14 protein-coding genes and 1 tRNA gene are annotated in these 12,188 nt (G+C 45.8%); 6 read left to right on the forward strand and 9 right to left on the reverse strand.

The window, feature by feature from the left end; all coding sequences use genetic code 11:
• Window positions 1-154 precede the first annotated feature (154 nt).
• Both psaM and QUA97_RS11615 read left to right on the forward strand, forming a co-directional pair.
• On the forward strand, window positions 155-250 hold the full coding sequence (psaM, locus tag QUA97_RS11610; RefSeq protein WP_015174804.1) for a photosystem I reaction center subunit XII: 96 nt from the start codon (window positions 155-157) through the stop codon (window positions 248-250).
• Window positions 251-528: 278 nt separating this feature from the next.
• Complete coding sequence (locus QUA97_RS11615) at window positions 529-945, forward strand: hypothetical protein (RefSeq protein ID WP_194071086.1); 417 nt, start codon at window positions 529-531, stop codon at window positions 943-945.
• Between the two features lie 368 nt (window positions 946-1,313).
• Here the strand turns inward: QUA97_RS11615 and ctpA are convergent, their stop codons facing one another.
• Window positions 1,314-2,564, reverse strand: a complete 1,251-nt coding sequence (gene ctpA, locus QUA97_RS11620; protein ID WP_333194667.1) for a carboxyl-terminal processing protease CtpA — start codon at window positions 2,562-2,564, stop codon at window positions 1,314-1,316.
• A gap of 603 nt (window positions 2,565-3,167) precedes the next feature.
• On the opposite strand from ctpA, the gene petB reads away from it, so the two are divergent.
• Both petB and petD read left to right on the forward strand, forming a co-directional pair.
• Window positions 3,168-3,836: a cytochrome b6 gene (gene petB / locus QUA97_RS11625; RefSeq protein ID WP_194013049.1), complete on the forward strand. Its 669-nt coding sequence runs from the start codon at window positions 3,168-3,170 to the stop codon at window positions 3,834-3,836.
• A gap of 171 nt (window positions 3,837-4,007) precedes the next feature.
• On the forward strand, window positions 4,008-4,490 hold the full coding sequence (gene petD, locus QUA97_RS11630) for a cytochrome b6-f complex subunit IV (protein ID WP_194071084.1): 483 nt from the start codon (window positions 4,008-4,010) through the stop codon (window positions 4,488-4,490).
• Between the two features lie 757 nt (window positions 4,491-5,247).
• Here the strand turns inward: petD and QUA97_RS11635 are convergent.
• The 4 genes from QUA97_RS11635 to QUA97_RS11650 all read right to left on the reverse strand — a co-directional run bounded on the left by QUA97_RS11635 (window position 5,248) and on the right by QUA97_RS11650 (window position 7,039).
• A tRNA-Pro gene (locus QUA97_RS11635) sits at window positions 5,248-5,321 on the reverse strand.
• A 37-nt stretch (window positions 5,322-5,358) separates the two neighbouring features.
• Window positions 5,359-5,727, reverse strand: coding sequence for a DUF1818 family protein (locus QUA97_RS11640; protein WP_194009662.1), 369 nt, complete (start codon window positions 5,725-5,727; stop codon window positions 5,359-5,361).
• Window positions 5,728-5,861: 134 nt separating this feature from the next.
• Window positions 5,862-6,509, reverse strand: coding sequence for a hypothetical protein (locus QUA97_RS11645; RefSeq protein ID WP_194071083.1), 648 nt, complete (start codon window positions 6,507-6,509; stop codon window positions 5,862-5,864).
• Window positions 6,510-6,808: 299 nt separating this feature from the next.
• Window positions 6,809-7,039, reverse strand: coding sequence for a DNA-directed RNA polymerase subunit omega (locus QUA97_RS11650; protein ID WP_194009660.1), 231 nt, complete (start codon window positions 7,037-7,039; stop codon window positions 6,809-6,811).
• Window positions 7,040-7,117: 78 nt separating this feature from the next.
• Here QUA97_RS11650 and QUA97_RS11655 point away from each other — a divergent pair, with 78 nt between their 5' ends.
• Window positions 7,118-7,810, forward strand: coding sequence for a GDSL-type esterase/lipase family protein (locus tag QUA97_RS11655; RefSeq protein WP_194071082.1), 693 nt, complete (start codon window positions 7,118-7,120; stop codon window positions 7,808-7,810).
• A gap of 420 nt (window positions 7,811-8,230) precedes the next feature.
• The gene (locus QUA97_RS11660) at window positions 8,231-9,484 is read left to right on the forward strand and encodes an S-layer homology domain-containing protein (RefSeq protein WP_333194668.1); all 1,254 of its coding nucleotides are present in this window, start codon (window positions 8,231-8,233) and stop codon (window positions 9,482-9,484) included.
• A gap of 211 nt (window positions 9,485-9,695) precedes the next feature.
• Here QUA97_RS11660 and QUA97_RS11665 read toward each other — a convergent pair whose 3' ends face one another.
• The 4 genes from QUA97_RS11665 to QUA97_RS11680 form a co-directional block, all read right to left on the reverse strand.
• The gene (locus tag QUA97_RS11665; protein ID WP_194071080.1) at window positions 9,696-10,205 is read right to left on the reverse strand and encodes a pentapeptide repeat-containing protein; all 510 of its coding nucleotides are present in this window, start codon (window positions 10,203-10,205) and stop codon (window positions 9,696-9,698) included.
• Window positions 10,206-10,462: 257 nt separating this feature from the next.
• Window positions 10,463-11,812: an LCP family protein gene (locus tag QUA97_RS11670; protein ID WP_194068682.1), complete on the reverse strand. Its 1,350-nt coding sequence runs from the start codon at window positions 11,810-11,812 to the stop codon at window positions 10,463-10,465.
• Window positions 11,813-11,826: 14 nt separating this feature from the next.
• Window positions 11,827-11,970 (reverse strand): hypothetical protein, encoded by a 144-nt coding sequence (locus QUA97_RS11675; RefSeq protein ID WP_333194669.1) that lies wholly within the window; start codon window positions 11,968-11,970, stop codon window positions 11,827-11,829.
• Between the two features lie 6 nt (window positions 11,971-11,976).
• Complete coding sequence (locus tag QUA97_RS11680) at window positions 11,977-12,174, reverse strand: hypothetical protein (RefSeq protein WP_333194670.1); 198 nt, start codon at window positions 12,172-12,174, stop codon at window positions 11,977-11,979.
• Between the last annotated feature and the right edge of the window lie 14 nt (window positions 12,175-12,188).

Below are 12,188 nucleotides of genomic sequence, written 5' to 3' on the forward strand. Positions count from 1 at the left end.
ATCTCCCCATCTCCCCATCTCGGACACTCGGACACTCGGACACTCATCCCCAAACGCACCAAATATATTTCAAGTTGTAACAAACGATTCCCAAAAGTGCCAATTTGTCTCAAATTGGTGAAAGCTCGTGCCCGCGAAAAGGAGTTTTCCGAATATGTCTTTAACAGATACCCAAGTCTACGTAGCGCTCGTAATTGCTTTGATTCCTGGAATCTTGGCTTTCCGGCTGTCAACTGAACTGTACAAGTAGTTTCTAGACACCAGTCGCGAATCGCAAAATGCCTGTCCGAGTAGTTAAATCTTCAAATTACAGACAATTGCTGCCACCGTGGAGTAGATTGTTTGTGGTCAGCAAGAGGAAACTGCAAGGGCAGGCATTTTTATTGTGCAATTCCGTCCTCAAGCGTTACCCAGTCTCAAAAATTTTGGCTGCCGGCACCGTCACGAACAGGGGCGGGTGTGCGTTAAGCTCGGAATTTGCACGGTTTGTGCTCTAAAACTTCAGTCTCAGGTATTTGAAAAAAAATTATGCAAGCAATTCAACCCACCGTTACCCCACTGCGTCCTGTAAAAACTCCCCCTCGGGTTACTCCTCGTCGCAACAGCAAGCGCCAGCGTTCCTACCCTCATCAAACGCTCGCCGCCGAAACTGGAGTTAAGTTAGCAGTCAACATTGTACTTTCAGTCTGTGCGACTTCTGCTGTGATTCAGCTTTTGCCTCACTTCCGGGCAGTGCAAGAAAAGTTGCACGAAATTCAAGCTGAAGTCAATCTTACCCAAGGGCGAGTAGATAAGTCGCGATCGGACTTTAACCGCTCTTTTGACCCTAGTCTTGCTAAAACTGTGATGCAAGAGCAAAGCAATCGAATGGATCCCCAGCAGCGTCAGGTGATTTTGCAAGAGTCCCCGACACCAGAAGTCGAAGACTCCACCCCGCAACCTTAACCTTAAGGGAGTCAGTAGTCAGTAGTCATTAGTCATTAGTCATTAGTCATCAGTCATTAGTCATTAGTCATTAGTCATTAGTCATTAGTCATTAGTCATTAGTCATCAGTCATTAGTCATTAGTCATTAGTCATCAGTCATTAGTCATTAGTCATTAGTCATCAGTCATTAGTTGTTTGTCATTAGTTGTTTGTCATTAGTTGTTTGTCTCCCAGCACTTTTTAGTGACAGTCTGGTTAATTTCGATACGAAGTGTATCGATCGCTCAATCTGTAATTTTGCTTCTAGTAACCCACAAGTGAGAAGTCATAGCTAATGACTAATGACTGATGACTAATGACTGCGGACTAATGACTACTGACTACTGACTACTGACTACTTACTGCTGACTTGGCAATCACGGTTTTTGCCTTCAATAGTTCCAGTGCAGCTTGATATTGCAAGTCTGCTTCGGTGCCGATTCGATCGCGCGCAATCGGCTGTAGCGGCACTACGCGATCGGGCGAAATCCCCAATTTGTTAATATCCGTGTGGTTCGGCGTCTCGTACCTAGCGACAGTCACCGCCAACCCGGAACCATCAGACAAATCAAACAAAGACTGAATCAGCCCTTTGCCAAAAGTCTTTTCTCCGACCAATTGAGCTCTGCCGTTATCTTGCAGCGCACCAGCCAAAATTTCGCTAGCGCTGGCCGTTCCTTTGTTGACCAAAACAATTAGCGGATCTGCCGTCAAAGCCCCTCCATAGGCTTCAAAACTGCCGAGAATGCCTTGTCTGTTTACGGTGTAGACGATCGTCCCGGAATCGAGCCACAGACGCGCAATTTCAATTCCTGCTTGCAACAATCCGCCCGGATTGTTACGCAAATCGAGAATGTAGGCGGCGGCTCCTTGTTTTTCCAAACTGTCGATCGCGCCGGCGACTTCCTCAGTAGCATTAGCGCTGAATTGACTCAAGCGAATGTAGCCCAGCGGTAAATTGTCTGGGCCAGACTGCAATTCGGCGTAAACCGGGTGGAGTTCAATCCGATCGCGCACCAACTCAATATCTTCAGGAGCGTCTCTTCCTTCGCGCCCTACGGTCAAAGTGACAGCAGTACCGGCGCGGCCGCGCATTCGAGTTGCTGCCTCGTCTAGGCTCAATTCTGACGTGGCAGTGCCATCAATTTTCAGAATGCGATCGAGCGGTTGAATGCCGGCTCGATCCGCCGGCGAACCGGCCAAAGGAGCCACCACTGTCAGGGTATTTGTCTGGGAGTCGATCGCAATTTGCAGCCCCACACCAGTCAATTCTCCCGAAGTGTTGACCTGCAAACTGCGGTACTGTTCTGGTTTCAGCAGTCGAGTAAAAGGATCGTCGAGATTGGCCAGCATCCCTTGAATCGCCGTGTAAGTCTGCTCTCTGTCGTTGAGCGGCTGCTTGACAGCTTGTTGGCGGATCGACCACCAGTTTTTAGAGTTAAAGCTGTCGTCCACGTAAGAGCGGTTGACAATTCGCCAAGCTTCGCTCAAAAGCTGCTGTTCTGAAGTTAGGGCCACCGCAGGCTGTGTCCACGCGCCCAGAACCAGGGCGACTTGGAGGAATAGTAAAATTGCAGTCTGAAAAACTCGTCTGTGCATGATTTTTGTGTAAAAGATAGGCAAGTATGGCATCTCCTGCATTTTTAATTTGTAGGCTTTTAAGCTTTTGCGCGGTCAACTCTCCCCCAGACATTCAGGACTCGTCAAATCCGCGTCAAATGTACGCTGCGAACAAAAAAGTATTTAAATTTAACATTTAATTGTAAAAATTAGTGAAGTTTTATCAGGAAAATTAAAACTCACGAGCCAGAGAGTCGCTGACCGACCCGGACTGCGGTCTTGGGCCCTGTTATTGGCTATCTGCCTAGTAGGGGCGGATGTTGAGCTTGCAGAAAATGCTATTTGAGGCGAAGAAAAAAGCGATCGCTCCGTGAATTCTGCACAGCAATTATGTTACATTTTTTATCATAGTCTGGAATTCGATCGGGCAACGCCAGCGAGCAGGAACAAGCGACCGCTGAATTTCCCAGCGCTCGCGGGCGATCGCACAATGCAGAGTTCCTTTCGCAAGCTCCAAATTTTAAAATAGCCTCAGCCATTTGCTAATAAAAGCAAGCTGCTCGGGGCGGGGCGACAAAAAACATTGTGGCTGCTGCCCGCTTACCTCAACCACAGCAATATTCTTTTAGGAATTCTGGCTCCATGTTTTCTAAACAAATCACCGACTCAAAAACCTACCAGTGGTTTGAGGAACGCCTGGAAATTCAGGCGCTCGCCGACGACATCACCACTAAGTACGTACCCCCCCACGTCAATATCTTCTACTGCTTGGGCGGAATTACCTTAGTTTGCTTTTTGATCCAATTTGCCACCGGCTTCGCCATGACTTTCTATTACCGTCCAACGGTAGCAGAAGCTTTTTCTTCAGTGCAATACCTGATGAATGAGGTCAACTTCGGCTGGCTGATCCGCTCCATCCACCGCTGGTCTGCCAGCATGATGGTACTGATGATGATTCTGCACACTTTCCGGGTTTACCTGACCGGCGGCTTCAAAAAGCCCCGCGAATTAACCTGGGTGACAGGAGTAATCTTGGCAGTCCTCACCGTTTCTTTCGGCGTGACAGGCTACTCGCTGCCTTGGGATCAAGTCGGTTACTGGGCCGTTAAAATCGTTTCCGGTGTCCCCGAAGCCATCCCGGTTGTCGGTTCTTTACTGGTAGAACTTCTACGCGGCGGTGTCAGCGTCGGTCAAGGCACTTTGACTCGCTACTACAGCTTGCACACTTTCGTGCTGCCTTGGCTGATTGTAGTCTTCATGCTGGCTCACTTCTTGATGATTCGCAAGCAAGGCATTTCGGGCCCGTTGTAAGTTTTGAGTTGTAGGGGCGATATTTTTTTGCCCCCTGCGGAATTTTGGGTTGAAAATTCAGAATTCATCACTCATGATATTTATTGACAGCCCGATCGCGCCGCTGATTCAGACTAACGAATACAGCAAGATGCCAAGCCCGGGTAAAAATAAAAGGAGAACACTCTTACTATGTCTATTCTCAAAAAACCAGATTTGAGCGATCCGGCGCTACGCGCTAAGCTCGCTAAGGGCATGGGTCACAACTATTACGGCGAACCAGCTTGGCCCAATGACTTGCTCTACGTTTTCCCTATAGTCATCATGGGAACAATTTCCCTATGCGTAGGTTTGGCCGTACTAGACCCGGCTATGATTGGCGAACCGGCCAATCCTTTTGCGACTCCGCTAGAAATTCTACCGGAATGGTATTTGTGGCCGGTGTTCCAACTTTTGCGCGTTTTGCCTAACAAATTGTTGGGTATTGCTTGCATGGCCGCTGTTCCCCTCGGCTTGATTTTGATTCCGTTCATCGAAAGCGTTAACAAATTCCAAAATCCGTTCCGCCGCCCTGTGGCTACTGCAGTCTTCCTGTTTGGAACTGCGGTAACTCTGTGGTTGGGTATTGGTGCTATTTTCCCGATCGACCAATCTTTCACCTTGGGTTTGTTCTAAGATTCACGGTTGCTTAAATTTGACGCCCGCGGGTTTCCTATAAAGTGCTTTTGTACTGTTAGGAAACTTTAGCAGGCGTCATTTTATTTGCGATTTTAGATTTTAGATTGGGGATTTTTAGCTCTAAAATTTAATAATTCTCAGTAATTAATTCTCTAATTTTCTTCAACCGCATCAGCATACAGAATCATCAAATATACAGCGTATTCCTGGTTTATGAAGTACACACTCCTAACCGGGTTTCTTTACAGTTCTCGCATCATTACTGATTCTGTTCTGTGAAACCCGGTTTCTGGCTCTCTACATCTACATGGAATATGCTGTATCGGCGTTGCTGATTTACGGTATGCAAGGCAAAATATGCAAGTCATATCAATTCCGTTAGCATCGGAATGATATAAAGAAACGGAGGATACGGCAGTGCCGTGTCCTCGCTTATCATTCCGGTGCAGCCGGAATTGATATCATAGAAACCATTTTCGACACAGTTTCTGGATGTTAAACTTATTTTTTCATACCCTGATTGAGCAACGCCGCTTTATCTAATACCAAATCCGGGTAACAAAGAATTTCTGCATGTGGTACCCGCCACGCGATCGATCCGTGGAATCAATCCAAAATCTCAAATCTCAAATCTAAAATCGAATGACCCGCCGGATCGATCGCCACACCAACCCGAATAGAGGTATCGCGCGTGAGATTCCCTCTGTTTAGCTAAAAACAACAAAACCTCCTCAAAGAGAAGGTTTCATTACAATCGGAGCGGCGGGATTTGAACCCACGACCCCTACTACCCCAAAGTAGTGCGCTACCAAGCTGCGCTACGCCCCGACAACTTTAACAGCATAGCACGAAATCTCAGAAAAAGTCAAAAAACTTTTAAAACTTTTGCAGCCTGCACCAAACCCGGCACCGCAGCCGCCGGCCAAAAACCCTCGCACCTGCGGCCAGCATTCAAAATCAACTGCACGCTGTAAGCCTCGGGATAGCCTTCTACCTCCAGCCACAACAAATCTGTTTCGGCTTCAATGGCTATTTTTTCCTCATCCATTAACTCAGAGGCCATTTGACTCATGGTGTCGGCTAACTGTCCCAATAATCGGCAAAAATCGTTTAACTCAGCCTCCGTGAGTTCGATCGCCCAACCCTCCCCAGCCACCAAACCCTGAAACTCCTGCGCTTCGGGGTTCCATCCCAAACGCCAGCCAACACCAGTCTTGATTACACGTTCCACCATTGAAGGATTTTAGATTTTGGATTTTAGACATTGTTCGGCGGTTGAAACCGCTCAAGAGTCAAACAAAGTCCGGATGGTGCGCGGACTAAGAAATAAAGGCGATGTTTAAGCTAGATTCGATCGGCAATAAAATACTAAGGTGTAAGCAATTTCGCATCTCCCGGCTGCGGCTGCGTGATTTCCGGCGAAGTCGATCGCCCTTGTGGTGTTTCGCGCGCCGCCGGTGTCCGCGATCCTGAACTCTGCGTAAAAACATCAACCAAAGCTTGAACCAAAGCATCCCGCTGAGTTCGATTTAAACTTTGAATAGCAGCGCGATCGCCTTCCATCGGATTTTTTCGCAAAACATCCTTTCCCGGATACACGTCTTCCACCAAATAATCGGGAGTCGCCCCCAGATAGTCAGCTAAACTCAACTTCCAATCTAAGCGGTAATTCGGCGGTCTTCCTTTAACAAAGACGTGATATCGAATCAAGCGGCCGACTAAAGTATTGTTTGGATCTACTTTTCCAGTTTCCTGAGAAATGTAGTTATTCTCGATCGGCAAATCCGGCAATTTTTCATACACAAACTTCCACGCATCTTGCGCCCTCACCTGCAGCGGCCCCGATTGTTGAGCAACCCGCACCGCCGGCGCAGACTCAGAACTCCGCCGCAGCATAGGTTCCAAAGCAGACATACTCAGTTCGCCCGATTCCAATACCCAACTCAAAAGCGTGAAAATCGCCACAATCAAAGTAACAAACAGAAAACTCAAGCCCAGCTTTAATTTCTTCTTCACGGTTTTGACAATTTTAAAAATAGAATATTTTCCTCAACTTACCTGCCAACATATCTCCTAGTTTCTAATTTTATGATTTCCGAAAATCAACCCCGTTGGGAGAATCCCGATTTGAGAAAAATAGTTTCTTAGGAGTGCGATCGTCCCCCTCGCTTGTGTATATATTTCTCGAACCCTTGCGTACCGAAAATAAACGGATTTTTTACCCTAGCGGGCCAATCTAGTTTGAGAAAGTTTTGAGTTTTGAGCGAACAAAAATTGCTGGATATTCACCACTCAAAACTCAAAACTTGCCAAGTCTAGATATCTCCGATAATTTCCGGCTGAGTCATTTCATCCGACATCTCAAATATCGCCCGCATTACAGGTTTCATCATTTGAGTGTCGTCATTGTCAAAATCTTCATAGCGGCGGCGTTTGGCGCGGTTCGCCACCTGCACCGTAATCCGATAGCGGTTGGATGCAGCACCGATCAACTCTTCTGCCCGACGGGTTAACTGAGTTGAATCGAAGGTTGGACGCTTAATCATCGAAATTACCTAGTTTATCTAATGTTACATTCTAGTCTAGTATGTCAAGATTCATAAATTACTAACTGAGTATCGCTTATGCAGGCAGCAACAGGCTATTCCTTTGGTCACTTGCATCGGGTAAATTCTCGTCCCCTCAAATTGGTTGCTTTCGGCGACAGTTTAATCTATGGTTTTGGCGACGGCGTAGGCGGTGGTTGGGTAGAAAGATTGCGGCGCCAGTGGATGTTACCGGACAGTGCAGGACACGTTTTATACAATTTGGGGGTTCGGGGCGATCGCACCTATCAAGTCGCCCAGCGCCTCGAAAACGAGTTTCGCCACCGAGGCGAGCTCAGAAACCGCGTCCCCGATGCGATTATTCTTTCCGTCGGTTTAAACGATACGGCGAGAGTGCAGTCGCCTACCGGGCGCAGTTATACCGATTTTGAACATTTTAAAACTGTTTTGGATAATTTATTAAACCTATCCCAACAACTTTGTCCGGTGATTTTTGTGGGGATGGTGCCGGTGGATGAAAGCAAAATGCCTTTTCAAGATTGTTTGTACTACAATCATGCAGACCAGTATCGCTATAAAGAAGCAACGAAATTAGCTTGTCAGTTGCGGGGAATTCCCTATTTAGATATTTTTGATAAATGGATCGATCGCGGTAATATTTGGTGGCGTTCTTGTCTGACGGCAGACGGTATCCATCCCAACGCAGCGGGCTATCAATATTTATTTGAAGATGTGACAAGTTGGGAACCGCTACTGGCGATCGGTCATTAGTCAGCAGTCATTAGTCTAGTCTAGGACGCACTGCTAATCCAGAAACCGGGATTTTTGGCTAACTGCTGGCTGCAACGAAGTAGATGCCTGAAAAACCCGGTTTCTTGCCACTGGCTGTTTCTCAGACTAATCTGCCTTTCCTTCAACTCATATCAGATCCGGTCAAATAACCGTTATAAGTTTAAGGTAGATAAGGGAGATAGGGAACATAAGGCTTTTAAGGAGTTTAAGCATTTTTAAATCTACACATCGGTCTCAAAATATTTATTTTAAAAGACCCTATCTTCCCCTCACCACAAATAAAAGCATTCCATAATGATTACATAGCCGAGGAAAAGAGTAAGTTAGGCGAGAATCAATCAGCCTAAAATAAGCTTACTTATCCTTAATAAAAAACTTGTGTAAATTGGAGAATCAAAAATGTCTGTATTTCACCGCATTAAATTCGGCACATCTGTTTTATTAACCTTGGGAACCGTTGCTGGAACTGCAGCGCCACTGCTAGCACCCGCGCCTGCTTTTGCTCAGACAGCTTTTTCGGATGTTAGTAATAACTATTGGGCAAAAGACTTTATTCAAGATTTGTCAGAAAGGGGCATTATAAAAGGTTTTCCCGATCGCACTTTCCGCCCGGATGCACCCGTAACGCGGGCTGAATTTGCGGCAATGATTCGTTCTGTCAACAAGGCAAAAACCCGCGCTGCTGTAGGTTTTACCGATGTTCCGTCGAATTTTTGGGCCAAGGGGGCGATCGCCGAAGCATACGAAATGGGATGGATGTCTGGCTATCCCGGTAATGTTTTCAGGCCAATGCAGCAAATTCCTCGCGTGCAAGTTGTAGTCGCTTTAAATAACGGACTTGGCTATGAACCTACTTGCAATTTTCAAGATGTTCTCAGCTACTACAATGATGCGGATCAGATCCAAAGTTATGCTGTCAAAAGTGTTGCTGCTGCGACTGAAAAAGAATTGGTTGTCAGCTATCCCAATCCTAAATCTCTCAAACCAAACCAGTCAGCGACGCGGGCTGAAGTAGCTGCTTTTATCTATCAAGCGTTAGTCAGTACCAATCAAGCAAGAGCAATTAATTCTCCTTACATTGCTAAGGCTGATATTGGCCAGAGTGTTGCTGTGAAAATTCCTAGCGGGGTGACTATTCCCATCGAGTATCCCAAAGGCAAGATTTTGCTAGGCCCCAATGACAAGTCTCCGATTACGCTGACTGTTGCTTCGGATATCGCGGGGAATAATGGCAAAGTTTTGATACCCGAAGGGTCTAAAATTAGTGGCGAATTGCGATCGACTACTGCAGGCGTTCAGTTTGTGGCCCAAGAATTAAGTATCATCAACGGTAACAGAGTACCTTTGAATGCTACTTCGCAAGTGATTACTCGCAAAGAAACTGTGACTAAGGGCGTGAATGTGGGAAATTTGATTAAGAATACGGCTTTGGGTGCAGCAGCGGCGGCCGCGATTGCGGGAGTTACGGGCGATCGGGCGATCGCAACTGAAGAGGTGTTAGGCGGTGCAGGAATCGGGACTTTAGTCGGGGTATTTTTGGGTAAAGATAAAGTGGATTTGTATGCTGTTAATCCCGACACTGATTTAGATTTGCTGTTGAATTCAGATTTGGTAGTTACTGCTGCGAATACAGGCATTTGTAGCAATCGATAGAAGCAACAGTTAGCCCCGACGAGGTATTCAGAAACCGGGTTTCTTTGTAGATTTTGTGTCACTCAATCAAAAAACTCGTAGAAACCCGGTTTATCGCCCCAACGCGATATTCAGAAACCGGGTTTCTTTGTAGATTTTGCGTCACTCAACCAAAAAACTCGTAGAAACCCAGTTTCTCGCCCCAACGCATAATTACTGCAATCGTAACTTTCTACGGACATCCCAAACTTTCTCGCGTAGAAACTCCCGTCACAGGATTCACACCATCTGCAGTTTCGCAGAGGACATTCACTTGATAAGCATCGATAATCGCGTCAGTAAAATCAGCGCCGGAAATTGCAGCATCAAAAAACCGAGTTCGTGTCATAATTGCTTCGGTGAAATTAACATTAGTCAAATTAGCGCCGTCAAATGTAACTCTATCTGCTAAAGAACCCGATAGATTAGCGCCTGACAAGTTGGCATTTAGCAAAACTCCTTTAGTCAAAATCGCATTGCTTAAATCAGCGCCTTGAAAGTTGGTTCTCCGCATTTCAGAAGCGACGAATGTTCCGCCCGCTAAGTCAGAATTGGAAAAATCGCGATCGGACAAATCAATATTTGTGTAATTAATATTAAGTTTCGGCAGCGCCAATGCAGGAGTAGCACTCAGCAGCACCCATCCAAAAGCCAACACTAAACTGAAAATCAGGCTCAGGAAAATTCGGGATACACTTTTCATAATGATGGGGAATGGGGAATTGGGAATGGGGCATTGGGCATTGTTAACTGTTGACAACTAACAACTAACAACTAACAACTAATATCAATTCTGGCTGCGCCGGAATAATATAGAGGAGACGGCAGTGCCGTGTCCCTACTGCAATCAATTGTAGGGACACGGCACTGCCGTCTCCTCTCCCTACTAACAACTAACAACTAACAACTAACAACTAATGACTACTGACTACTGACTAATGACTACTGACTAATGACTAATTAAAATCGCTTTACCCAATCTTCGCCGACGCGAAGTGTCAAATCCGAATCTATTTCACCAGTAGATGATGCTTCTATTTTACCGTCGCCTAGCACTTTTTGCAGTTGATTTGCAGCGGCTAAATCGCCTTTCTGGACAATAATTTGACTTTGACGCTGCTTGTCGGGCCAATCTTTGACTACAGATACATTAGAAAAGCCATTTTTTCGGAGAAATTCAGCAACGCTTTTGGCGGTTGTCGGTTTGCTAGAAGCGTTTTGGACGGAGATTTTAAGGTTAGTGGGGGAAACTGACTCGCTGGAATTGGGAAATTGCCCTTGGGCAAAATCTGGCACTACTTGCTGGAAATATTGTGTCATAATGCGATCGCGCCCCGCAGCATCTAAAATCCAATAACTCCTCAAATCCCCTTGTCCTGAGCTAGAACGTCCGGGTAACATCACCATCTTAAAATTATCTCGCTCCAATTGCAAACCAAAACTTGTCAGCGTCAAAATTTCCTCAAAATTTAGATTTGTATCCACATATTTTTGCATCAATCGTACAATTTCCGGCAAACGCACCAATACAGAAGGACTTTTGAGGCTGTTGAGAATAGCTTGAATTAAAGATTGTTGTCGCTGAATGCGGCCGATATCTCCTAAACCGTCGTTGCGAAATCGAGCAAATTGTTCTGCTTGTTCTCCGTTGAGAATTTGCCATCCCTGTGCTAAGTTTATTTTTAACTTTTGGGTCGTATCTGTATAGGACATCGCCCGAGGTACAAATACCTCAACTCCTCCTAACAAATCGACTAATTCCCGAAACGCACCGTTGCTGACTCGCACGTATCTTTCTATTGTCACATTGTTCAAGATAGTGCTAACCAATCGCGTCGCCAAAGCCGCTCCTCCTCTAGCATTAGCTTCGTTAATTTTGCTAAAACGAATTCCGGGAATTTGGACTTTAGTATCTCGCGGAACTGAAACCAAACTAATAGATTTATCTCTAGGGTCGAGGTGAAATACGAGTATTGTATCGCTTCGACCTTCAAAAATTTTAGGTGAATTTGCAGCGGTTTCTGGTACACGGTCAATTCCCATAATCAAGATATTAACAGGCCGCGACAGGCGGTATCCAGAAGAGTTGGATGATTTGTAGTTAAAGCCCGCAGCGTCTAGGACTCTACTAATAAATTGCGGTTCCACGGGGGCGAAGAGGGCGGTCATTGCTCCGATTCCTGCGGAGATGGCTGCCGTGAAAATCAGCAAAAGTGTCCAAAATACATACAGGACTATTTTAGGCTTTTTTCGAGTTTCGCGATCGACTGGTTTAACAAAATTGCGTTTAAATATTGACAAGTTTTTCATAGACTTGCTGTTAATTATTGTAGTTTTTCAGCTTGACAGTAAAACTTGGGCGGTGCTTCTATAAAGTATTTGAACAACGCCGGACAAAGCCAGCCTTCAAGATTTTTTGCTTCCCAGCGATACCAGTTACCGCCGTATTCTGTTTTAAACCACACCATTTCTGCTTAATATCCGGGAAATGGATTAGCAGAGAATAAAAGTCGGAAACCTCCATAGGCATTGGGAATCTCTGCGACGAGTGCTTCAATCATCTGGGGTACGCCCTGAACAAACGGTTCTCGGACAAGTCCGACTCGCTCGTCGTCAAAAACCCAGGTGTACTGTTCGCGATAGGGATAAATTACCATCATCGCATTTGACATTGAATTCTCCTTTT

The organism is Microcoleus sp. CZ3-B2 (genome assembly GCF_036705055.1).
Classification (GTDB): domain Bacteria; phylum Cyanobacteriota; class Cyanobacteriia; order Cyanobacteriales; family Microcoleaceae; genus Microcoleus.

Coding starts and splice junctions, on each gene's coding strand:
- ctpA (WP_333194667.1), bottom strand. CDS start 2,564: ATGCACAGACGAGTTTTTCAGACTGCAATTTTACTATTCCTCCAAGTC.
- psaM (WP_015174804.1), top strand. CDS start 155: ATGTCTTTAACAGATACCCAAGTCTACGTAGCGCTCGTAATTGCTTTG.
- QUA97_RS11615 (WP_194071086.1), top strand. CDS start 529: ATGCAAGCAATTCAACCCACCGTTACCCCACTGCGTCCTGTAAAAACT.
- QUA97_RS11680 (WP_333194670.1), bottom strand. CDS start 12,174: ATGTCAAATGCGATGATGGTAATTTATCCCTATCGCGAACAGTACACC.
- petB (WP_194013049.1), top strand. CDS start 3,168: ATGTTTTCTAAACAAATCACCGACTCAAAAACCTACCAGTGGTTTGAG.
- QUA97_RS11655 (WP_194071082.1), top strand. CDS start 7,118: ATGCAGGCAGCAACAGGCTATTCCTTTGGTCACTTGCATCGGGTAAAT.
- QUA97_RS11675 (WP_333194669.1), bottom strand. CDS start 11,970: ATGGTGTGGTTTAAAACAGAATACGGCGGTAACTGGTATCGCTGGGAA.
- QUA97_RS11665 (WP_194071080.1), bottom strand. CDS start 10,205: ATGAAAAGTGTATCCCGAATTTTCCTGAGCCTGATTTTCAGTTTAGTG.
- QUA97_RS11640 (WP_194009662.1), bottom strand. CDS start 5,727: ATGGTGGAACGTGTAATCAAGACTGGTGTTGGCTGGCGTTTGGGATGG.
- QUA97_RS11660 (WP_333194668.1), top strand. CDS start 8,231: ATGTCTGTATTTCACCGCATTAAATTCGGCACATCTGTTTTATTAACC.
- QUA97_RS11670 (WP_194068682.1), bottom strand. CDS start 11,812: ATGAAAAACTTGTCAATATTTAAACGCAATTTTGTTAAACCAGTCGAT.
- QUA97_RS11650 (WP_194009660.1), bottom strand. CDS start 7,039: ATGATTAAGCGTCCAACCTTCGATTCAACTCAGTTAACCCGTCGGGCA.
- petD (WP_194071084.1), top strand. CDS start 4,008: ATGTCTATTCTCAAAAAACCAGATTTGAGCGATCCGGCGCTACGCGCT.